At 54.4% G+C, this 22,876-nt stretch carries 20 protein-coding genes and 1 riboswitch; of the genes, 6 read left to right on the top strand and 14 right to left on the bottom strand.

The genetic code is table 11. The features are described 5' to 3' along the window. Positions 1-42: 42 nt before the first annotated feature. Positions 43-888, top strand: a complete 846-nt coding sequence (gene araC / locus ACE3MN_RS22465; protein ID WP_004128863.1) for an arabinose operon transcriptional regulator AraC — start codon at positions 43-45, stop codon at positions 886-888. Positions 889-1,016: 128 nt separating this feature from the next. Beyond that, the gene (locus ACE3MN_RS22460) at positions 1,017-1,784 is read left to right on the top strand and encodes a DedA family protein (protein WP_004872217.1); all 768 of its coding nucleotides are present in this window, start codon (positions 1,017-1,019) and stop codon (positions 1,782-1,784) included. On the opposite strand, the gene thiQ is transcribed toward ACE3MN_RS22460, so the two are convergent. The 4 genes from thiQ to sgrR all read right to left on the bottom strand — a co-directional run bounded on the left by thiQ (position 1,771) and on the right by sgrR (position 6,843). Continuing rightward, complete coding sequence (thiQ, locus tag ACE3MN_RS22455; protein WP_004872215.1) at positions 1,771-2,472, bottom strand: thiamine ABC transporter ATP-binding protein ThiQ; 702 nt, start codon at positions 2,470-2,472, stop codon at positions 1,771-1,773. The two genes, ACE3MN_RS22460 and thiQ, sit on opposite strands and share 14 nt — an antisense overlap. Beyond that, positions 2,456-4,066 (bottom strand): thiamine/thiamine pyrophosphate ABC transporter permease ThiP, encoded by a 1,611-nt coding sequence (gene thiP / locus ACE3MN_RS22450; protein ID WP_098363110.1) that lies wholly within the window; start codon positions 4,064-4,066, stop codon positions 2,456-2,458. The genes thiQ and thiP overlap by 17 nt, the downstream gene beginning before the upstream one ends. Next, entirely contained in the window at positions 4,042-5,025 is a 984-nt protein-coding gene (gene thiB / locus ACE3MN_RS22445; RefSeq protein ID WP_004872211.1) for a thiamine ABC transporter substrate binding subunit, read from the bottom strand. The genes thiP and thiB overlap by 25 nt, the downstream gene beginning before the upstream one ends. Before the next feature lie 31 nt (positions 5,026-5,056). Continuing rightward, a riboswitch (TPP riboswitch) is annotated at positions 5,057-5,150 on the bottom strand. A 37-nt stretch (positions 5,151-5,187) separates the two neighbouring features. After that, entirely contained in the window at positions 5,188-6,843 is a 1,656-nt protein-coding gene (sgrR, locus tag ACE3MN_RS22440) for an HTH-type transcriptional regulator SgrR (protein WP_004872209.1), read from the bottom strand. Positions 6,844-6,930: 87 nt separating this feature from the next. Here sgrR and sgrT point away from each other — a divergent pair, with 87 nt between their 5' ends. Further along, on the top strand, positions 6,931-7,083 hold the full coding sequence (gene sgrT / locus ACE3MN_RS22435) for a glucose uptake inhibitor SgrT (protein ID WP_071830630.1): 153 nt from the start codon (positions 6,931-6,933) through the stop codon (positions 7,081-7,083). A 231-nt stretch (positions 7,084-7,314) separates the two neighbouring features. Further along, a complete protein-coding gene (locus tag ACE3MN_RS22430; RefSeq protein WP_004872206.1) occupies positions 7,315-8,499 on the top strand; it encodes a sugar efflux transporter in 1,185 nt (394 codons plus the stop codon). 46 nt (positions 8,500-8,545) lie between these two features. On the opposite strand, the gene ACE3MN_RS22425 is transcribed toward ACE3MN_RS22430, so the two are convergent. Beyond that, positions 8,546-9,856, bottom strand: coding sequence for an MFS transporter (locus ACE3MN_RS22425; RefSeq protein WP_102650215.1), 1,311 nt, complete (start codon positions 9,854-9,856; stop codon positions 8,546-8,548). Positions 9,857-10,071: 215 nt separating this feature from the next. Here ACE3MN_RS22425 and ACE3MN_RS22420 point away from each other — a divergent pair, with 215 nt between their 5' ends. Next, positions 10,072-10,968 (top strand): LysR family transcriptional regulator, encoded by an 897-nt coding sequence (locus ACE3MN_RS22420; protein ID WP_004872203.1) that lies wholly within the window; start codon positions 10,072-10,074, stop codon positions 10,966-10,968. A 37-nt stretch (positions 10,969-11,005) separates the two neighbouring features. Here ACE3MN_RS22420 and aroD read toward each other — a convergent pair whose 3' ends face one another. From aroD to leuL, 9 genes are all read right to left on the bottom strand, one after another. Beyond that, complete coding sequence (aroD, locus tag ACE3MN_RS22415) at positions 11,006-11,761, bottom strand: type I 3-dehydroquinate dehydratase (protein WP_024360302.1); 756 nt, start codon at positions 11,759-11,761, stop codon at positions 11,006-11,008. Positions 11,762-11,794: 33 nt separating this feature from the next. Continuing rightward, complete coding sequence (locus tag ACE3MN_RS22410) at positions 11,795-13,009, bottom strand: MFS transporter (protein WP_024360303.1); 1,215 nt, start codon at positions 13,007-13,009, stop codon at positions 11,795-11,797. A gap of 11 nt (positions 13,010-13,020) precedes the next feature. Further along, positions 13,021-13,884 (bottom strand): shikimate dehydrogenase, encoded by an 864-nt coding sequence (locus ACE3MN_RS22405; protein WP_024360304.1) that lies wholly within the window; start codon positions 13,882-13,884, stop codon positions 13,021-13,023. 10 nt (positions 13,885-13,894) lie between these two features. Beyond that, a complete protein-coding gene (locus ACE3MN_RS22400; protein WP_064342165.1) occupies positions 13,895-15,928 on the bottom strand; it encodes an FAD-dependent oxidoreductase in 2,034 nt (677 codons plus the stop codon). A gap of 405 nt (positions 15,929-16,333) precedes the next feature. Beyond that, on the bottom strand, positions 16,334-16,939 hold the full coding sequence (gene leuD, locus ACE3MN_RS22395; protein WP_024360306.1) for a 3-isopropylmalate dehydratase small subunit: 606 nt from the start codon (positions 16,937-16,939) through the stop codon (positions 16,334-16,336). Between the two features lie 10 nt (positions 16,940-16,949). Further along, positions 16,950-18,350, bottom strand: a complete 1,401-nt coding sequence (gene leuC, locus ACE3MN_RS22390) for a 3-isopropylmalate dehydratase large subunit (RefSeq protein ID WP_004872192.1) — start codon at positions 18,348-18,350, stop codon at positions 16,950-16,952. 2 nt (positions 18,351-18,352) lie between these two features. Continuing rightward, complete coding sequence (gene leuB, locus ACE3MN_RS22385) at positions 18,353-19,444, bottom strand: 3-isopropylmalate dehydrogenase (protein ID WP_004872190.1); 1,092 nt, start codon at positions 19,442-19,444, stop codon at positions 18,353-18,355. Then, a complete protein-coding gene (gene leuA / locus ACE3MN_RS22380) occupies positions 19,444-21,015 on the bottom strand; it encodes a 2-isopropylmalate synthase (protein WP_004128923.1) in 1,572 nt (523 codons plus the stop codon). The genes leuB and leuA overlap by 1 nt, the downstream gene beginning before the upstream one ends. Before the next feature lie 95 nt (positions 21,016-21,110). Beyond that, complete coding sequence (leuL, locus tag ACE3MN_RS22375) at positions 21,111-21,197, bottom strand: leu operon leader peptide (RefSeq protein WP_009654551.1); 87 nt, start codon at positions 21,195-21,197, stop codon at positions 21,111-21,113. A 603-nt stretch (positions 21,198-21,800) separates the two neighbouring features. Here leuL and leuO point away from each other — a divergent pair. Then, complete coding sequence (leuO, locus tag ACE3MN_RS22370) at positions 21,801-22,769, top strand: transcriptional regulator LeuO (RefSeq protein WP_098067380.1); 969 nt, start codon at positions 21,801-21,803, stop codon at positions 22,767-22,769. The last annotated feature ends 107 nt before the right edge of the window (positions 22,770-22,876 follow it).

Below are 22,876 nucleotides of genomic sequence, written 5' to 3'. Positions count from 1 at the left end.
TGGACAATTGGTGTCCTTAATGTCTCCAGGAGAGCAGAGTTTATGGCCGAAACGCAAAACGATCCTTTGTTGCCGGGTTACTCTTTTAACGCCCATCTGGTGACGGGCCTGACGCCGATTGACGCCGATGGCTATCTGGATTTCTTTATTGACCGCCCGCTGGGGATGAAAGGCTATATCCTGAACCTGACGATTCGCGGCGAAGGGGTGATCAATAACCACGGGGAGCAGTTTATCTGCCGGCCCGGCGATATGCTGCTGTTTCCGCCGGGAGAGATTCACCATTATGGCCGTCACCCCGATGCCCGCGAGTGGTATCACCAGTGGGTCTATTTCCGGCCGCGCGCCTACTGGCATGAATGGCTAAACTGGCCGACGATTTTCGCCCAGACCGGTTTTTTTCGCCCGGATGAGCAGTGGCAGACGCGCTTTGGCGAACTGTTCGGGCAGATTGTGGAAGCCGGGCAGGGGGCCGGGCGTTACTCCGAACTGCTGGCGATCAATCTCATGGAACAGCTGCTGCTCAGGCGCATGGAGGCCATCAACGAATCGCTGCATCCGCCGCTGGATAACCGGGTGCGCGATGCCTGCCAGTACATCAGCGACCATCTGGCGGACAGCCATTTTGATATCGCCAGCGTCGCCCAGCACGTGTGCCTGTCGCCGTCGCGCCTGTCGCATCTGTTCCGCCAGCAGCTGGGGATCAGCGTGCTGGGGTGGCGGGAGGATCAGCGCATTAGCCAGGCCAAGCTGCTGCTGAGCACCACGCGGATGCCGATCGCCACCGTTGGCCGTAACGTCGGTTTTGAGGATCAGCTCTACTTTTCGCGCGTATTTAAGAAGTGTACCGGCGCCAGCCCGAGCGAGTTTCGCGCCGGGTGTGAATAAAAAGTAAAGAAAGTGAAATGATAGCCCGGGTTATTAACACAGCCAGTAAACTATACAAACAAATGATGGCTTGACGAAGTATTAACGGCTCCGGAGAATCCGTGCTTCGTTTTTAAACCGGGTACATTATGCAAGCATTGCTGGAACACTTTATTACTCAATCTACGGTCTATTCCCTGATAGCCGTTCTGCTGGTCGCCTTCCTCGAGTCGCTGGCGCTGGTGGGGCTTATCTTACCGGGAACGGTGATGATGGCCGGATTGGGGGCGCTGATCGGCAGCGGCGAGGTTAACTTCTGGCAGGCGTGGCTGGCGGGGATTATCGGCTGTTTGCTCGGTGACTGGATTTCGTTCTGGCTGGGCTGGCGCTTCAAAAAGCCGCTGCACCGCTGGTCTTTTTTGAAGAAAAATAAAGCGCTGCTGGATAAAACCGAACATGCGCTGCATCAGCACAGCATGTTGACCATTCTGATTGGCCGATTTGTCGGGCCGACGCGCCCGCTGGTGCCGATGGTCGCCGGAATGCTCGATCTGCCGGTCGCGAAATTCATCCCGCCCAATATCATTGGCTGCCTGCTGTGGCCGCCGCTCTACTTCTTACCGGGGATCCTCGCCGGGGCGGCCATTGATATCCCGGCCGATGAGAATAGCGCCAGCTTTAAGTGGCTGCTGCTGGGCGCGGCGCTGCTGGCGTGGCTGGCGGCGTGGCTGTGCTGGCGGCTGTGGCGCAGCGCTAAAAATTCCGCCGATCGGTTAACCCGCTTTCTGCCGCGTTCGCGTCTGCTGTGGCTCGCTCCGCTTTCGCTGTGCGCCGCCGGGGCCGCGCTGGTTTTCGCCTTCCGCCATCCGCTGATGCCGGTCTATCTCGAGATCCTGCAGAAGGTTATTTTGCGCTAATGCCCAGCAGCGCCGAGGCGCTGCTGTTGCCGCTGAGCAGCGAGGCGGTGTCGCCATCCCAGGCGATTCGTCCCTCGGCCACAACTATCGACCTCGGCGCGATGCGCGCCGCATCTTCCACGCTGTGCGATACCATTAATAGCGTCAGCCGCTGCTGCTGGCAGACGTCGGCAACCAGCGCCAGCATCTCCTGGCGCAGCGCGGGGTCGAGCGCCGAGAAGGGCTCATCCAGCAGCAGCACCGGCTGCTTGCGTACCAGACAGCGCGCCAGCGCCGCGCGCTGACGCTGGCCGCCGGAAAGCTCGCCCGGCAGCCGTTCTAACATCGCATCGATCCCCATCTGTTCGGCGATGGCCCGCAAATGGGCTGTTTGTTCCGCGTTCAGCTTGAGCCCCGGATGCATTCCCAGAGCAATGTTCTGGCGGATGGTGAGGTGGTTAAACAGGTTATTTTCCTGAAACAGCATCGATACCGGACGACGCGCGGGCGGCGTGTGGGTATGAGGCTGGCCGTCGATGTCGATACTGCCGCTGGCAGGCGGCAGAAAACCGGCAATCAGGTTCAGCAGCGTGCTTTTCCCGGCGCCGCTGGGGCCAAGCACCGCGATGCGTTCTCCGCGTTCGACGGCAAGCGTAAAACGCATCGGCAGATGCTGGTAAAGCCAGGTCACATCATTCAGTTTTAGCATCGCGCCCCGGAAGTTTTTCAATCACGCTAAAGAGTAAAAAGCACAGCAGCAGGAGCAGAAGGGCGGTCACGGCGCCGTCCTGGCTACGATAAGAGCCGATCTGCTGATACAGGTAGAACGGCAGGGTACGAAAATCTTCGTTACCGAACAGCGCCACCACGCCGAAGTCGCCAATCGACAGCACGCAGGCGAAGGCCAGCGCCTGGGCCAGCGGGCGCTTTAACGCGCGAAGCTCAACCACCCTGAGACGGGTAAAGCCGTGCATCCCCAGCGACTGGCAGAGGGTACCGTAGCGGGCGGCGATATCGCGCATCGGGTTCTCCAGCACCTTCAGCGCGTAGGGGATCGCCATCAGCGCATTGGTAAAAATCACGATACCGTCGGCGGACTCGGGCAGGCCCACGCTGTTATTGAGCAGCAGGAAGAAGCCGGTGGCCAGCACGATGCCGGGCATGGCGAGGATCAGCATCCCGCTTAGCTCCAGCGCCTGCCCGGCCAGCGGGCGACGGCGGGCGCGAAGCTCGCGGCTGCTCCATAGCAGCATCATGGTCAGGATGACGCTTAATAGCCCGGCGGCAAGCGCGATGCGCAGCGACGTCCCGAGCGCCTGCCACAGCGCGGGCTGATGCAGCACGCGAAACAGATTGCTGTTCAGACCGTCGAGTATCACCGCCAGCAGCGGCGGCAGCAGTAGCAGCAGCGCTGCGGTAATCAACGCAAAGTCGCTTAATCGACTGTGCAGGCGATCGTCGGGATCGCGCCAGCCGCGAATATTACTGGCCCCGATGGCGAGGGCTTTGCTCAGCCGTTGGCTAAGCAGCACCAGCCCAAGGCAGCAGATCATCTGGATCAGCGCCAGCATCGCCGCGCGGCCCGGGTCGTAGTCGAAATTAAGGGCCTGGTAAATCGCCAGTTCGATGGTGGTTGCCCGCGGGCTGCCGCCCAGCGACAGCACGGTCGCAAAGCTGGCGAAACAGAGCATAAAGATCAGCGCCGCGACCGGAGCAATTTGCCGGCGCAGCCACGGCCACTCCACCAGGCGGAAGAAGACGTAGCCGCGCATGCCGAGCTGGGCGGCGATTTGCCGCTGCTCGCCGGGGATATTTTCCAGCGTTTGTAGCAGCAGGCGCGTGGCCATCGGCATATTAAAGAATACGTGCGCCAGCAGGATCCCCTGCAGCCCGTAGGGCGAGAACGACCACTGCCAGCCGAAAGCGTTAAATAATTCGGCCAGCCAGCCCTGACGGCCGTAGACGCTGAGGATGCCGAAGACCGCCACCAGCACCGGCAGAATTAAGGTCATTGCGCAAAGGCGCAGCAGCAGCGTTCGCCCGGGGAATCGACGCCGATAGAGGGCGCGGGCGAGAAATATCGCCGGCAGCACCGAAAAAAGCGCCGAAAGAAAGGCCTGCCAGAAAGAGAAGCGTACGACGTGCCAGAGATAGCTATCGCCGATCAGCACGCCCCAGGCCGCTTCCGGCGCGCTGAACCACAGCGCCAGAAAGGCGGCCAGCGCCACGACGACCAGAATGATGGCCGCCGTGACTCCCGGCAGGAGCCAGGCGAAAGCTAGCGGCTGACGGCGCGTTGCCATGCGCTGATCCAGTTCTGGCGTTCGGCGGCCACCTGCTGCGGGGTAAATTCGAGGGTCGTTTGCGGTTTCATCAGCGCGTCAAAGCCCGCCGGAAGCGCAACCTGGGTGACCGGATACATCCAGTTGCCGGTCGGGATCGCGTTCTGGAAGCCCGGCGAGACCATAAATTTGAGGAATTTTTCCGCCAGCTCCGGCTGCTTGCTGGCCGCGGTGCGGGCGGCGACTTCAACCTGTAAATAGTGACCTTCCGCGAAGTTCGCCGCGGCGTAGTTATCTTTCTTCTCTTCAATAATATGGTAGGCCGGGGAGGTGGTATAGCTCAGCACCAAATCGCTCTCGCCTTTCAGGAACAGGCCGTAGGCTTCGCTCCAGCCTTTGGTGACGGTGACGGTTTTCGCCGCCAGCTTCTGCCAGGCTTCCGGCGCTTTATCGCCGTACACTTTTTGCATCCACAGCAGCAGCCCCAGACCCGGCGTGCTGGTACGCGGATCTTCATAAATCACCCGCCATTTTTGCTCGCCCTCAACCAGCTCTTTCAGGCTTTTCGGCGGATTTTTCAGCTTGTTTTTATCGTAAACAAAAGCGAAGTAGCCGTAATCGAACGGGACGAAGGTGTCGTTGTCCCAGCCGCCGGGTACGCTGACCGCGCTGGCCGGTACGCCGCTTTTGGCGAACAGTTTGCTCTGCGAGGCGGCTTCCAGCAGGTTGTTATCCAGCCCAAGCACCACGTCGGCTTTGCTGTTTTTGCCTTCCATGCGCAGACGATTGAGCAGCGAGACGCCGTCTTCCAGCGCCACGAACTTCAGTTCGCAGCCGCAGTCGGCTTCAAAGGCTTTTTTAACCGCCGGGCCGGGGCCCCAGTCGGCGGAGAACGAGTCGTAGGTATAAACGGTGAGTAGCGGTTTGGCAAAAACGGGCGCGGCGACCAGCGCCAGCAGCGGGAGTAATTTTTTCAACACTTTGCACCTCAGAAAAAGGGGTGGCAAAGGATTTTGAGTGGGCCTCAAATCCCTTCGCCGGCGTTATCCGGATCAGGTTCGACGGGTATTTTCTCAGCCATAATTCAGCACCCCGTTGAGAACGGCAGTTAGTGTAATGATTTTGTCAGCGGACTGAAAGCATTACGGTTCCGGCGGCGCGAACCACGCGGATTTAAAGTCAAACCAGCCGAGCGTGTTCATGCGTACGCCGCGCATACTGCGCTGCCCCTGGATCATCAGCCAGTGGTGAATCAGCGGCACCACGGTTTGATTGGCCAGCAGCTGCTGGCTCCACGTGGCGGGGTTAAGCTCTCCCGCGCGCCAGCGGCTTGCGTCTTCCTCCCAGTCGATGGGAATACAGTTGCGAATTAGCGGGACTTCATACAGCCAGGCAAACAGGGAAAAATCGATCGGCAAGGTAAAGTTGGCGCTGTTAAGCCACACGTCGCTGACCGCTTCACCGCGGTGCCACTCCTGGTATTCCAGTTCCTGAATCTCCAGCTTAACCTGATGCTCGGCCAGCAGCGTCGCCATGATCCCGCCGATCACGCGATGCTCGACATGGTCCTGGTAGTAGGTCAGCCTGACCGTTTCCAGGCCCGGCGGTTTTTCGCAGGCGTGGCTGCGCGCGTGATGCCAGCGGGGCAGCAGACCATAGGCCGGGAACCAGTTTCCCTGATAGTGCTCGCCGGCGTGGTAGAGCAGGCTGGCGGGCTGGAACAGATAGCTTAACCACTGGCGTACCGCCGCGTTGGCGCCGAGCGGGCTGCGGGCGTCGAACAGCAGGTAATAACAACCCTCTTCCAGACGGCTTTCTACCGCTTTCTCGCTTTGTGTGGTGCCCTGTAACGTTAACCCGCCGTTGGGCTCTTCGCTGATTTCCGGCAGGACCCAGACGTTCACTTCATCGATCAGCGCCCGGTAGCCGAAATAGTCGTCAAAGGCGTGAATTTTGAGCTGATTCTGGTTATTGCGCACCACCGAGTAGGGCCCTGTGCCGACGGGGATGCTGGAGAAATTGTCCATCGACTGCCACTCGTGCGGCAGGATCATGGCCGGTACCTGGCTTAACAACCACGGTAGCCAGCGGTCGGGTTGGCTGAGATGAATGTCGAGAGTCCAGGCGGTAGGGGAGTCGATACGCTCGATATGAGAAAACAGCGGCAGCGCGTTGCTGCGCTGCAGGGAGGTGATGACATCCTCCATCTCCAGTTCGCGACCATGATGAAAATGAATCCCCGGACGCAGGAAAAAGCGCCAGTGGGTCGGGGTGATCTGCTGCCAATGGTGAGCAATATCGGCCTCCAGTTCCCCATTTTCCTCATTTACCCGGGTGAGAGCGCTAAAAATCTGCCGGGCGATATGGGTTTCCGAGCGGCGCAGCGCGCTGCCGGGCAGCAAATTTTTCATCGGCCGGTAGTAGAGCACGCGCAGGATATGCCGACCCTGGCGAAAGCTGCGGCCTAAATGGGAAACCAGCATTTGCCGGACGGCGGCTTTATCGCCCACCAGCTGTACCAGCTGATCGATTCTGTCCTGCTCCAGCAGATCTTCCGCCCTCTGCTGCTGCAGCGCGAGACCGGTATAGAGAAAAGCGAGCCGGGAACGCTTGCCGCGTCCGGCCTCCGCCTCCCAGGTCAGCCAGCCGCGCGCCTCCATCATGTTGAGTAAGGTACGCATATGACGACGCGAGCAGCTTAGCATCTCTGCCAGTTCATTCAGCGTTGTCTCCTGCGACTTGCCATCGCAGCACTGCCACAGGCGGATGAACTGCTGTTGTAAACGACCGGAAGACATAAAAGGGGAACTCCTGATAAAAACTCAGCAATTTATTACTTCCTATATTAAGGCAATAATCCACGTCGATGAAGCGAGGAGGTGGATATGATGAGGTCAACCGCAAAACAGTTCTACCAATGCTACTTTTCTGCGACGCAGGATGCGTCCTGGCTGGCCCGCCTGATGGCAGGAAGACAGCAGGAAATTCTCGGTGAACTGATGCAGTGGGGAGTTACGTCGCAGACCTCTGAACATTGACTTGCAGACATCATGTGTGACTGAGTATTGGTGTTATACTCGTCGTCTTTCAAGCTGCAGGTGCATTGGCCGCGCCCGCTCGCCCGGGTCACATAGTTATCTATGTTCCCAGGGACTTACGTTCTGGCCGCCTGCCCGCAACTCGAAATCCATAGAGTATAGAATCACCCGCCAGCAGAAAACTTCTGCTGGCTTTTTTCGTTTTCTTCTTCGCGTGTTTAAGGATATTTCATGCTGTGGTTAATGACGATGGGGCGTCGGCTTAACGGCGTTTACGCCGCTTTTATGCTTGTCGCTTTCATGATGGGGATCGCAGGCGCGCTGCAGGCGCCGACGCTCAGCTTATTTCTTAGCCGCGAAGTCGGTGCGCAGCCTTTCTGGGTGGGGCTGTTCTATACCGTTAACGCCATTGCCGGGATTCTGGTCAGCCTGGCGCTGGCTAAACGCTCCGATAGTCGAGGCGATCGTCGACGGCTGATTATGTTTTGCTGCCTGATGGCGGTGGGAAACGCGCTGCTGTTTGCGTTCAATCGCCACTATCTGACGCTGATTACCTGCGGGGTTATGCTGGCCTCCGTGGCGAATGCCGCGATGCCGCAGCTCTTCGCTCTGGCGCGGGAATATGCCGATAGCTCGGCGCGCGAAGTGGTGATGTTCAGTTCGATAATGCGTGCGCAGCTCTCGCTAGCGTGGGTCATTGGCCCACCGCTGGCTTTTATGCTGGCGCTGAATTATGGCTTCACCACCATGTTCTCCATTGCCGCCGGGATCTTTGTCATTAGCCTGGCGCTGATCGCTTTTAAGCTACCGTCGGTCGCCCGCGTTGAACAACCCTCGGAAGGGGCCGAAGTGCTGGTGCAGGCCGGAGGGTGGCACGATAAAAACGTGCGGATGCTGTTTATCGCCTCCACGCTGATGTGGACCTGCAATACCATGTATATCATTGATATGCCTCTGTGGATCAGCAGCGATCTTGGCCTGCCGGACAGCCTTGCTGGGATCCTGATGGGCACCGCTGCCGGGCTGGAGATCCCGGCGATGATTCTGGCGGGCTACTACGTCAAGCGCTGGGGCAAGCGCAATATGATGGTGACGGCGGTTGCGGCGGGCGTGCTGTTTTATATCGGCCTGATTCTGTTTCACGACCGGGTTGCGCTGCTGATTTTACAGCTATTTAATGCCGTCTTTATCGGCATTGTGGCCGGGATTGGCATGCTGTGGTTTCAGGATCTGATGCCCGGAAGGGCGGGGGCCGCGACGACGCTGTTTACCAACAGTATTTCCACCGGAGTCATTCTGGCCGGGGTCATTCAGGGCGCGCTGTCGCAAAGCTATGGGCACGCCAGCGTCTACTGGACGATTGCCGCGATTTCCCTGGTGACGCTGTTTATGACCAGCAGGGTGAAAGATATCTAAGCGTTTTCATTGCCCCGGCAGGAAGCCGGGGCAATGTCTGGGCCGGTTATTTCAATTCAATTCTTTTGATATCACCGATAATAAAAATATAGGCGATAACGCCAATTAGTGCGGTTAAACCGATATAAATTAGCGCGTAGAAAAAATTTCCAGTCATTGATATGATGACGCCAATAATTAATGGGGTGATAATTGACGCCATATTTGCGCAGAAGTTGAAGATCCCGCCGGTCAGGCCGCCCATATTTTTTGGTGCAATATCAGAAATAAGCGTCCAGCCGAGGCCGACCATCCCCTGGCCGAAAAAAGCTACCGACATGATAATAATCACTGCGGTATTACTGTCGACCCAGTTAGCAAGGATGATGCAGCTCGAAAGCAGCAGTCCGGAAATAATAGGCAGCTTCCTGCTAATATTAACCGACTGGGTTTTCTTTAATATTTTATCGGATGCCCAGCCGCCGAAAAATATCCCGATAGCGGCGGCCAGGAACGGCCAGGAGGCGAAGAAACCCACGTGTAGCCACGGTAAGTGGCGTTCGTTGGCCAGATAAGTCGGGAACCATGTCAGGAAGAACACCAGCGTGGTGTTACCGGCAAATTGCCCAAGACTGGCGCCAATGATTTGTCGGCAGCAGAGTAGACGCTTCGCATCCGGCCAGTTGAAAGGGATATTTTCATTGGCGGCAGCCGTATTTTCTACGCCGATATACTCCAGCTCTGCTTTATTTGCCGTTTTTGATTGATGCGGTTCGTGATAAAACTTCCACCATACAAAAGTAAACGCGATGCCCAGGCCGCCGGTCAGAATAAATAACGTTCGCCAGCCATGATGTTCAAGAATTAAAAAAAGTAGCGGGGAGAATGCGGCCAGGCCAATATATTCACCGACGGTGTAAGTTGCCGTCGCGCGGGCGCGTTCATGCTGGGGGAACCATTTACTGACGACCCGGCTATTAACCGGGAAGCAGGGGGCTTCGCTGATACCTAAGCCTAAACGCAGCAGCAGCAGAGACTTTAGCCCGACAGAAAAACTTTGTAATAAGGTAAATGTTGACCAGAAGAAAATAGCAAGCGCGTAGGTCAGTTTATTGCCAAAGCGATCTAAAAACATCCCGCCGGGAATTTGTGCCAGCGCGTAGGTCCAGGCGAAAGCAGAAAAAACGATCCCCATCATCGCCGGGTCAATATGTATTTCGCTTGTTAACTTGGGAGCAACAATACCTAAAATAGTACGATCGAGATAATTTATCATCGTCCCTATCGATAGTAACATTAAAATTACAATTCGCGTTTTAGTTCGCTTCTGCGTGACCGACGGCAAAATCGGCCGTTCCTGAGCATCGATCGTCCTCATAGTGATTTCCTTTAAAGTTTAAAATATTTTTGCATGTATTATGCATGCAAAAATATTCTGCTTAAGTATTGACTCTATCGATGAGAAGTCATGCTTTGTTACGTAAAACAATATTTGATATAACGCCGGTATTTCTCCGTTTCGGCTCATCATAGATGGCTTGTATGGTATATTAGGGGCATTAGTTTTATTCTTATATTATACGAGCAAAAATAATGAACCTAAAGCAACTTTATTATTTTAAGCGGCTGGCAGAAACCGAGCACTACACTGAAGCCGCCTCCAGCCTTTTTATCACTCAACCCTCGCTGAGCCATGCCATATCTGAACTGGAGAAAGAGCTGGGCGTGGCGCTATTCGCCAGGCAGGGGCGCAATATCAAGATTACGCAGAACGGTAAGCGCTTTCTTCCCTACGTGGAAGATGCGCTGGCCTCGTTAGAAAATGGCCGCATGACGTTGCAAAAAAATAGCGCAGAGAACAAAGAGAATATACGCATCGCGTTTATTTATACCATGGGAGAGTATGTTGTTCCGCAGTTAATTAATAAGTATTCACTTTCACCATCTCGTCACAATGTGACATTTTCCTTTACGCAGGGTACGTCGTTAACGCTTCTGCAGGAACTCAAGGCCGGGAAAAGCGATCTGGCTATTTGTTCTTATATTGCGGATGAACCGGATATTGATTTTATTCCTATTATTCAGCAAGAACTGGTGGTGGTGACGGCAAAAGATCACCCTCTGGCCAGGCTCTATGAAAATGAAGTCGACCTGGTGGAGACAATCCACTATCCCTATATCTATTTTTCGGAAAATAGCGGGTTACGCCCCTTTATTGATAACGTATTTATGCAGCAAAAGCTGGTGCCGGATATTGCCTGCTACGTTGATGAGGATACGGCGATGGCGGGGCTGGTCAGTATTGATTATGGGATTGCGATTATGCCGCGAATTTCCGCGCTCTCGTATTACAACGTGCATATCCTGACGATCAAAAATGCGATTCCTCCACGTTATATCTACCTGGCAACGATGAAAGAGCGGGTACTTTCTCCAGCTATTCAGTCATTTAAAGATGTCATTATTAATGACAGTCAAAAAATCCGTTAGCATGATGCCCGGAGGAAGACCTCCGGGCGATGTTTTATCAGGAAAGGATATCCATCAGTTCACGCAGTTGGGTAATGGCAATTTGTCCCGGCGCAGAAGCCTGGCCTACGGTCCCGAAGGTCATCGCTGAACCGAACAAACGGCCGGTTACCCGGCTGACGCCGCCGGATTTACCCATCGACATGGTGATTAACGGTCGAGTGGCGTACTTCTCTTTCATGGTCAGCGTTGCCGAGAGCAGCGTCAGGACATCCTGCGGCGACTGCGGCATAACCGCGATCTTCGGCAGGTCAGCGCCGAGATCCTGCATGCGGCGCAGGCGGTAGATGATATCTTCCTGGGCCGGCGTTTTATGGAAATCATGATTGCTCATGATGACCTTTACGCCAGCAGCATGGGCATCATTCACCAGCGAGCGAATTTGCGCTTCGTCGTTAAACAGCTCGATATCAATCACGTCGGTCAGACCGCTGACGGCCGCCTGGCGATTTAGCTCAAAGTAGGCTTCATCGCTGATTTCCGTTTCGCCACCCTCTTTTTTGCTGCGGAAGGTGAACAGCAGCGGGATCGCATCCAACAGCTGGCGAATTTCACCCAGCGCCAGCAGGACCTGCTCAATTTCCCTGACCTGGGTGAAGTGATCGACGCGCCATTCGATAATGTCAGCTCCGGCGGTAGCCAGCGCGCGAGCGTTGGTCTGCAGCTCGGCAAGCGTTTTACCGATCAGCGGTACGCAAATTAAGGTTTCCCCTTCCTGGAAGGTGATGTTTTTTACTGTTACTGCTTGAGTCATGTTGGTATCCATTATTCTTTTTGTCATTGACCATCAGGCGGTTGCTGCAACATGGGATGTTCTGGCAGCGGCGCGAACCTGAAGCTGACGATAACCGATGTACAGGGCGATCACAAAGCCGACGATAGCGATCAGAAGATCGAACCACATAATGCTGGCGATACCTATCTTCGATAGTTTTGCCGTGATCAGCGGGATCGTAAAGCTGGCCAGACTGCCTGCGGTATAAAAGATCCCGGTGGCTTTGCCTTTCCCGTTCGGGAAGCTCATGGCCATAATGGTCGCGCCTATCTGCAGTACGCCGCCGGCGGCGGAGAAACCGATGATAAAGGCGAAGCCGGTAACCACCATTGGCGTCGGGAACAGGCAAACGATCAGCAATGCAATCATCGACAGGAAGGTGTAGACAATCATGGCGACGGCTGAACTAAATACCTCTTTGACAAAGGCGGCGGTGACGAATACGCACGTCAGGGAACCCGCAGTATAGACGCTCAGGAGTTTAATTGCCGACTCGTGAGGAATACCGGCAACGAACTCTCCATACTGCGCTAGCCACTGGCTGACCAGATAAAACGTCGCCATACCGATATAGCCGTACAGGGTAAAGATAACCATATCCAGTTTACTGGAGTCCGCCTGTGGGGCAGCGGCGGCAGCCGGCGATTTTTCTGCGCTCTCCTTTTTCGCCCGATGGTCCGGGAACGGCATTTTTATCAGGTAGACGGCGCTCAGGAGCATCAATGCCGCAGCGATAATAAACGACCATCCGTACCACATATTCGCCCAAATCAGCAGGCTGATAATGAACGGCAGCAGGAACTGCCCGGCAGAGACAAAGGCCTTAATCAGCACATTTGCGCGGCTGGCGGAGTTTGGGAAAGATTCCATCAGCGCCGGGTAGGTACCGGAGTCGAGGAAGCTGTTCGCCAGTCCCGCCATAATGCCGCAGCAGTAGGCCAGATAGATATTTTTCGTCAGCAGAATACCGAGAAAGAACACCACATAGCTGGCAATCCCGAGATAGATAAAGGGTTTACGGCCAAAACGATCGGACAGGAATCCGGTGACGATCGTGGCGAGCTTGCCAATCCCGAGCGACGAAATGACGATGGAGACGCCGGCCGCGTCGGTTCCCCACTGTTCCTGCAGATTCGCCATATTGAGGGTAATTAATAGCACCCCCATGCCGTGGATCAGGTAGTTTAGATAGAGCCCAGCTGCCGTTGGGACATATGGATTTTTCATCGCGCCCATCCTTAGAACAGGATACTTTTGATGTGTTCAACCGGCATTTCTTTGCCTGTCCAGATTTCAAAAGCGCGCGCGCCTTGCCAGAGCATCATCCCCAGACCGTTGATGGTGCGGCATCCTTTTTTCTCGGCCACTTCCAGCAGATAGGTTTTGCGCGGGTTATAGACCACGTCAGACACGATCAGGTCCGGGCGCAGGAAGCTGTCGTCAGGCAGCAGCATCTGGCCTTCAAACGGTTTCATGCCCACGCCGGTGGCGTTGGTGAGAATGACGCTGCTGTCGATCTCGGCGCGCAGTTTGTCATGATCGTCCAGATCGAACAGGTGGATCTCGCAGCGGGTGTTGTTACGGATTTTGGCGACGGTCTGTTCTGCATTGGCGAAGAATTTATCTTTGCGGTTGAAGATGGAGATCGCTTTGACGCCGTCCAGCGCGGCCTGAACGCAGAGGGCGGTTGCCGCGCCGCCGGCGCCCAGCACGGTCATCTTTTTGCCGATGATGTCGATGCCTTCTTCTTTGAGCGCGCGCATATATCCAGTGCCATCGGTGATGTGGCCGGTCAGTACGCCATTGTCGTTCACCACGGTATTCACCGCGCCAACCAGCTCTGCAGCCGGAGAGAGTTTGTCCAGATACTGGCAAATCTCCGTTTTGTTCGGCATCGAGACGTTACAGCCGCGCAGTTTTAACGCGCGAAAGCCCTGTACCACATCTTTCAGCTCTTCATTACCCACTTCGAACGCCAGGTAAACATAGTCCAGCCCCAGATGGGCAAAAGCTTCGTTGTGCATGGTCGGCGACATGCTGTGACGAATCGGGGTCGCAATCAGGCCAATCAGCTCGGTGTGTCCGGTAATACGTTCTGCCATGATAAAATCCTCAATATGTTAGAAATGGAATTTTTGTCGATTCGCGGTTGCCGAGAGCCCCCATATCTTCGAGGGTATCCAGCACGTTGCGCCCTTCGCGCACGCCATCAATAATTCGCCGGGCCATCAGGCTGTCGCCGATGTTCATTATTTTTACGTTATTGGCTCTGGCCCATTGCTCAATCTCATTGAGACCGGCGGTGTTGGCGCGCATTCCCAAGCAGACGAAGCCGTAATCAAAAGGAATGTCGAAGGCGCCATCCGTATTTTTAACGGTGAAATGCGTTGGGGTGACGGCAACCAGCTGCGTGCGCATGTGCTGTTCCACGTGATGTTCATCGAGCATGGTCAACATGGCATTTTTAGTAATGATGTCCAGATCGCGTCCCGGCGCGTCCTGCATCTCGATAAGCACGGCGCTGGCGCCGCGCGCGGAGAAGTATTCAATAACGTCCAGACCCACGGCGCCCGCGCCGACGACGGCGATGCGTTTACCCGTTGCATCGGCAAACTGGTCCAGATGATGAATCATGTTGGTAATGGAGAAGACGTTGCCGCCTTCGACATCGATGTTTTCACGCAGCCCTTCAATCGGCGGCAGCAGGGGAACTGAACCGGTGGCGTTGACGATTAAATTCGGGCGCAAAGCGGAAACGGACGCCACGGTGGCGCGCTTGCCGACCTGCAGCATCAGGTTATCGAGGGAGGCGATACGGTTTTTCATAAACTGCGGAAAATCAGCGATACGCTTTTTCTCCGGCAGCAGGGAGATCTCACTGGCCAGCCCGCCGATGCTGTGTTTTTCTTCCAGCAGCCAGGTATGGCAGCCGACTTCAGCCGCGGTGCATGCGGCTTCCATTCCCGCCGTACCCGCGCCGATAACCACGACGTTGGTATCACGGATCACGCGCTGCTGTTTGTAAGCGTCGCCGTGGATGATATCCGGGTTGATCGAGCAGCGCAGAGGGCGCGAGCGGGCGATACGGTGATCCGCGCAGCCAATGTTGCAGGAGATGCATTTCCGCATCAAACGTTCGTTACCGCTCTGAACTTTTTGCACCCACTCCGGCTCGGCGATCAGCCCGCGACCGATGGCAATCAGGTCGGCATCGCCGCTGGCGATAATATCTTCTGCGACTTTCGGGGTACGGATGTTGCCGGCAATCACCGTGGGTTTGTGGAATTTGTCACGTACCGCGCGGGAGAGGTAGCGCTTCCAGCCATCTTCCAGAGACATCTGGTCTATCTGGAAATTCAGGTTGTCGTTTTGCGCTGCGGAGACGTTGATAATATCTACTTTTTCCTCGCACAGTTCGAGGATCCGCAGTGAATCTTCGAGCGTATTTCCGCCCTCCAGGAAATCATCGGCGCTAATACGCAGGCTGACCGGGAAACGCGGACCTACGCAGGCGCGTACCTTATCGACGATTAAGGTTAATATTCTGGCGCGATTCTCTACGCTACCGCCAAATTCATCGGTGCGCTTATTAAACAGCGGTGATAAAAACTGACTAATTAAATAAGAGTGGCCGGCGTGAATTTCCACGCAGTCGAATCCGGCGCGGCGTACGCGTTCCGCGGCATCACCAAATTTATCGACGGCATGATAAATCTCGTCGTGCGTCATCGGACGGGGAATATTACCGTTCTTTTTGGACGGGGTGCTTGAAGAAGAAAGCGGCATTTCACCATTCAGGCGATACGCATAGGCTGAAGCGCCAGCGTGGTTTAATTGAATACCGACGCAGGCACCGTGTTTATGTAAGGTTTCGGTTAATTTGAACAGGCGCGGAATATATTGATCGTTATCGATACGCAGCTGCGTGGTGCCGTTAGAGGCGAAAGGAAAATCGATACAAATATTCTCGATAGTGATGAGTCCTGTGCCGCCCCGCGCGCGTAGCTCATAGTAGTCAATCTGTTCCTGGGTGACTTCACCGTTCAGGCTCGCCAGGTTGGTCCCCATCGGCGGCATGATGATGCGGTTTTTTATCGTCATTCCGTTAATGGTCAACGGGGAAAAAAGATGGGGGTAGTGGCTCATATGCTCTCTCCACTGGATGCCTGATGGCCGCTTACGGCGATTCTGGCCTGTCCAAAGTTAATATTTCTCTGTGGGGAAAGATAACGAGGGGTCTAATAGAAAAATAATGCTTTTTTTTGCGTGGAGCTATAGCGGGATTCTATGGGATTAACAATCAATTTACATATTCATGTTTTTATCTTAAATATTTCAATCGATTTTTTACTTGTACTTGTGGAATGACACAAAAAGAGTGGGGGAATGATTGAATAGATGCCCAATTGATAATGATTTATATTTTTTACGGATAAAAATTTGTTTTGCCAGGGCGACCAATATTGATATATGTGCGCCAGATCTCATTTTCGCCCGACGAAAAAAAAGCCCGAAGCGAAGTTCGGGCTGGGTTATAAACTGCGGGTCGCCTTAATTCATAAAGGCCGGTTGTTTTTGCTCATAGGCTGAAATCGCTTCTTCGTGCTGCAGAGTCAGGCCGATGCTGTCCAGACCGTTAAGCATGCAGTGACGACGGAAAGCGTCAATTTTAAAGCTATAGGATTTATCGCCAGCTTTAACCACCTCGGATTCCAGATCGACTTCAAATTTAATGCCGGGCTGAGAGTGGACCAGTTTAAACAGCTCATCGACCTGCGCTTCGCTCAGCGTGACCGGCAGCAGCTGATTGTTAAAGCTGTTGCCGTAGAAGATATCGGCGAAGCTGGGGGCGATAACGACTTTAAAGCCGTAATCGGTCAGCGCCCACGGTGCGTGCTCGCGCGAGGAGCCGCAGCCGAAGTTTTCCCGCGCCAGCAGGATAGAGGCGCCTTTATACTCCGGGAAGTTCAGCACGAATTCCGGGTTAGGCTGTTCGCCTTTGTCGTCCAGGAAGCGCCAGTCGTTAAACAGATGGGCGCCAAAACCGGTACGCGTGACTTTCTGCAGAAACTGCTTTGGAATAATTGCATCGGTATCGACGTTCGCGGCGTCCAGCGGAACCACCAGGCCGGTATGTTGGGTAAATTTCTCTGCCATGATGGTTTCCTTATTTCAAGCTACGGATATCGGCGAAATGACCGGTCACGGCCGCCGCCGCTGCCATTGCCGGGCTGACCAGGTGAGTGCGTCCGCCGCGGCCCTGACGGCCTTCAAAGTTACGGTTGCTGGTGGAGGCACAGCGCTCGCCCGGATTCAGACGGTCGTTGTTCATCGCCAGGCACATGGAGCAGCCCGGTAAACGCCACTCAAAACCGGCTTCAATAAAGATTTTATCCAGGCCTTCTGCTTCGGCCTGCGCTTTCACCGGACCGGAACCCGGTACGACCAGCGCCTGAACGCCCGGCGCGACTTTGCGGCCTTTGGCGATCTCGGCCGCCGCGCGTAAGTCTTCGATACGCGAGTTGGTGCAGGAACCGATAAAGACTTTATCAATGGCGACTTCGGTTAACGGCACGCCAGATTTCAGCCCCATATAGGCCAGCGCTTTCTCAGCGCTCGCGCGCTCTACCGGGTCGGAGAATGAGGCCGGATCCGGAATGATGTCGGTAACGGAGATCACCTGGCCCGGGTTAGTGCCCCAGGTGACCTGCGGGGCAATCTCTTCCGCCTGCAGGGTGACAACGCTATCAAACGTCGCGCCATCGTCGGTGGTCAGGGTTTTCCAGTAAGCGACGGCGTCGGCAAAATCTACGCCTTTCGGCGCGTGCAGACGGCCTTTGACGTAATCAAATGTGGTCTGGTCCGGCGCCACCAGGCCCGCTTTCGCGCCCATTTCGATCGCCATATTGCACAGGGTCATACGGCCTTCCATGCTTAAATCGCGAATGGCTTCACCGCAGAACTCCACGACGTGACCGGTCCCGCCGGCGCTGCCGGTTTTACCGATAATCGCCAGGACGATATCTTTGGCAGTGATGCCCGGCGCGGCTTTGCCTTTGACTTCGATCTTCATGGTTTTGGCGCGCCCCTGCTTCAGGGTCTGCGTCGCCAGAACGTGCTCGACTTCAGAGGTGCCGATACCGAAGGCCAGCGCGCCGAATGCGCCATGGGTTGCCGTGTGGGAGTCCCCGCAGACGATGGTCATACCCGGCAGGGTGACGCCCTGTTCCGGCCCCATCACGTGGACGATGCCCTGGAAAGGGTGGTTCAGGTCATACAGCTCAACGCCGAACTCTTTGCAGTTTTTAATTAACTCCTGCATCTGGATACGCGCCATCTCGCCGGACGCATTAATGTCTTTCGTCTGCGTCGAAACGTTGTGATCCATCGTGGCGAAGGTTTTACCCGGCTGACGCACCGGACGTTTATGCGCGCGCAGGCCGTCAAACGCCTGCGGCGAGGTCACTTCGTGAACCAGATGGCGGTCTATGTACAGCAGCGGGGTTTCGTTTTGCGCTTCATAAACCACGTGAGCATCAAACAACTTTTCGTATAACGTCTTCGCCATGATTACACCCCTTCAGCGACATAGCGGGCAATGATATCGCCCATTTCATCGGTACTGACCGCCGCCGCGCCGCGGGCTAAATCGCCGGTACGCACGCCTTCTTCTAATGCTCGGTTGATCGCATTTTCAATCGCTGTTGCCGCGCTATCGGCATCCAGGCTGTAGCGCAGCAGCAGCGCCAGCGAGAGGATCTGCGCGATCGGGTTCGCGATGTTCTTACCGGCGATGTCCGGCGCGGAGCCGCCTGCGGGCTCGTATAAGCCGAAGCCCTGCTCGTTGAGGCTGGCGGACGGCAGCATTCCCATTGAACCGGTGATCATGGCGCATTCGTCAGACAGAATGTCGCCGAAAAGGTTGGAACACAGCAGAACGTCAAACTGGGACGGATCTTTAATCAGCTGCATGGTAGCGTTGTCGATATACATATGCGACAGCTCAACGTCAGGATACTGTTTGCTGATTTCGCTGACGATTTCACGCCACAAAATAGAAGACTGCAGCACGTTCGCTTTGTCAATCGAGGTCACTTTGTGGCGACGCTTGCGGGCGGACTCGAAGGCGATATGGGCGATACGCTCAATCTCAAAGCGATGATACACCTCGGTATCAAACGCTTTCTCGTGCTGGCCGCTGCCTTCGCGGCCTTTCGGCTGGCCGAAGTAGATGCCGCCGGTCAGTTCGCGGACGCATAAAATATCGAAGCCGTTGGCGGCGATATCGGCGCGCAGCGGGCAGAATTCTTCCAGACCCTGGTACAGCTTAGCCGGACGCAGGTTGCTAAATAATTTGAAGTGCTTACGCAGAGGCAGCAGCGCCCCGCGCTCCGGCTGTTCCGCGGGCGGCAGATGCTCCCATTTCGGTCCGCCAACGGAGCCGAACAGAATCGCGTCGGCCTGCTCGCAGCCTTCGACGGTAGACTGAGGCAGCGGAGTGCCCTGACGGTCAATGGCGATACCGCCCACGTCATGCTGGCTGGTGGTAATGCGCATATCAAAACGGTGGCGAACGGCTTCCAGTACTTTCAACGCCTGGTTCATCACTTCCGGGCCAATACCATCACCTGGTAAAACAGCAATATGGTAATTCTTCGACATTACACGGTTTCCTTATTGTTCTCTTTATTCTGAGCTTTGCGTTGCAACTCTTTTTCGACTTCAGCGGCGCGCCAGATGTTGTTCAGGACGTGAACCATGGCTTTCGCGGAAGACTCCACAATATCCGTCGCCAGACCCACGCCGTGGAAGCGGCGGCCGTTGTAGTTAGCCACGATGTCAACCTGACCCAGCGCGTCTTTACCCTGGCCTTTAGCGTTCAGGTCATATTTAACTAACTCAATCTCATAGCCGGTGATGCGGTTAATGGCCTGATAAATGGCGTCCACCGGGCCGTTACCGTTAGCGGCCTCAGCTTTTGTCTCATCGCCGCAGGCCAGCTTCACGGAGGCGGTTGCGATATCGCTGGAACCGGACTGCACGCTGAAGTAATCGAGGCGGAAATGCTCCGGTTCTTCCTGCTGTTTGTTAATGAAGGCTAACGCCTCCAGGTCATAGTCGAATACCTGGCCCTTCTTATCCGCCAGCTTCAGGAACGCATCATACAAATGGTCCATGTTGTAGTCGGTTTCTTTATAGCCCATCTCTTCCATACGGTGTTTCACCGCTGCGCGGCCGGAGCGGGAAGTCAGGTTCAGCTGTACCTGGTTCAGCCCGATAGATTCTGGCGTCATGATTTCGTAGTTTTCGCGATTCTTCAGCACGCCATCCTGGTGAATACCGGAAGAGTGGGCGAAGGCGCCGGTACCGACGATCGCTTTGTTGGCAGGAATCGGCATATTGCAGATCTGGCTCACGGTCTGGCTGGTACGCCAGATTTCCTGGTGATTAATGCGGGTGTGCACATTCATAATGTCTTTGCGCACTTTGATGGCCATGATCACCTCTTCCAGAGAGCAGTTACCGGCGCGTTCGCCGATACCGTTCATCGCGCCTTCCACCTGACGAGCGCCGGCGTGGACCGCGGCGAGGGCGTTACCGACCGCGATGCCCAGGTCGTCATGGGTATGGACGGAGATGATGGCTTTGTCGATATTGGGGACGTGTTCGTACAGACCGGTGATAATGTTGGCGAATTCGAACGGCATGGTGTAGCCGACGGTATCCGGAATATTGATGGTCGTTGCGCCTGCATTAATCGCGGCTTCAACAACGCGAGCCAGATCGGCGATCGGCGTACGGCCAGCGTCTTCACAGGAAAACTCGACATCGTCAGTGTAGTTACGCGCGCGTTTCACCATATAGATCGCCCGTTCGATAACTTCATCCAGGTTACTGCGCAGCTTGGTCGCGATATGCATCGGCGAGGTGGCGATAAAGGTGTGAATACGGAACGCTTCTGCGACTTTTAATGATTCCGCCGCAACGTCGATATCTTTTTCTACGCAGCGCGCCAGCGCGCAAACGCGGCTGTTTTTGATGGTGCGCGCAATGGTTTGTACGGACTCAAAGTCGCCAGGGGATGAGACCGGAAAACCGACTTCCATCACGTCAACGCCCATCCGCTCAAGGGCCATAGCAATCTGCAGTTTTTCTTTCACACTCAGGCTGGCTTGTAACGCTTGTTCACCGTCGCGTAAGGTCGTATCGAAAATAATGACTTGCTGGCTCATGGTTTAGATCCTTGTTCTCTGTCCTGGCGCCTTGCTTGCGAGCATAAAAAAACCCGCGCATTGGCGCGGGTTTTATAGTCTTGCTGGAAGATGACTTAACGATGAACGTCGCCCAACAGCCTACCGCGCAAAATGGATGCGTTTAGTAGTAGTAGGCTGAGAAAGCGAATGCTGCGAATCATTGCGTCATGCTCCAGATGAAATCGTTATGCTTTTAGAGTTACTGGATATGGGGTTTGATGTCAACCCTTGGGTGAAGAAAAGGCCTTTTTACCTGAGAGGGGAATTAGCTAATTGTGCTGACAATCGCGCTTTTTTGCCGATGATCCTTTTTAGGGTATCGGGACATGTTGAGATAATTTCACCATTTGATAATTTTCATTTTCAATTGCCGCTTCGTGGATATGGCGCATGATCAGCTTCATATCTTAATGAAAACGCTAAATTTATTTGTTTTGTGAATGTGTTCATACATATGAAAGTGAATTATCAATGATAATAAAATGTGAATTTTAGGGGAGGGTTAAATTGATATTGTAATAGCGCTTAAATTATAGTTAACCGTTGCTGTTATTGTTTATTTTTAATATTTATGGGTACACTTAATTCCATCAAGTAAACGATATGGTTTGGGTTGTCACGGGAAGGTTTAAAAGCCGATTTTCTGGTGCTACTCATAACCTTGATATATTCCTAAAATTCATCTTTGCTCTTTTGCAAATGTCATATGCATGATAAATGATATTTCAGAATTAATTACTGCACTTTGGCAAAGGGAATTTAGCGTGACAGTGGAGTTAAATATGTTAAAAGAAGATACTGAATATAAATCAACCTCTGAGGTAGAAAACACTAAACCTCAGCTGCGGATGGTCGACCTCAATCTGCTAACCGTATTCGATGCGGTTATGCAGGAACAAAATATCACCCGTGCGGCGCATTCCCTGGGCATGTCGCAGCCGGCGGTCAGCAATGCGGTATCACGGCTGAAAGTGATGTTTAATGATGAGCTGTTTGTTCGTTATGGACGCGGCATCCAGCCAACGGCGCGCGCTTATCAGCTATTTGGTTCTGTACGGCAGGCATTGCAATTAGTGCAGAACGAATTGCCGGGCTCGGGCTTTGAGCCGCTTAGCAGCGAGCGGGTGTTTAATTTATGCGTTTGCAGCCCGCTGGATAACGCGTTGACTTCGGTTATTTTCAATAAAGTTGGCGAGATCGCGCCCAACATTCATTTGGTCTTTAAATCGGCATTGAATCAAAACACGGAACATCAATTACGTTATCAGGAAATCGAATTCGTCGTTGGCTATGAAGAGTTTCGTCGCCCTGAGTTTGCCTGCGTGCCTTTATTTAAAGATGAAATGGTTTTGGTGGCGAGCCGTAAACATCCACGTATTTCTGGCCCGATGATGGAAAACGATATTTATCAGGAGGAGCACGCCGTTGTCGCTCTCGATCGTTACGCCTCATTTAGCCAGCCATGGTACGACACTGCTGATAAACAATCGCGTATTGCCTATCAGGGGAACGCGATGGTCAGCGTATTAAATGTGGTTTCTCAAACCAACATGGTCGCTATCGCACCGCGCTGGTTAGCCAGCGAGTTTGCCGATAAGCTGGATTTGCAAATATTACCTTTGCCGCTGAAAGTGAATAGCCGTACCTGCTATCTTTCCTGGCATGAAGCGGCGGGCCGTGATAAAGGCCATCAGTGGATGGAAGAATTGCTGGTGAATATCTGCAAGCGATAAACGGTCGCAATACAAACGGGGGCTTCGGCTCCTGCTTTGTGTGACAAAATTCACTAAATGTAGAATTTTATTCTGTTTGCATTTCTCAGCCTCTCGCGCTGTCAGTT

The organism is Klebsiella grimontii, assembly GCF_042137965.1.
Lineage (GTDB): Bacteria > Pseudomonadota > Gammaproteobacteria > Enterobacterales > Enterobacteriaceae > Klebsiella > Klebsiella grimontii.
Note: the sequence above shows the minus strand (reverse complement) of the source record. Positions and strands in the feature narration are given on the sequence as shown.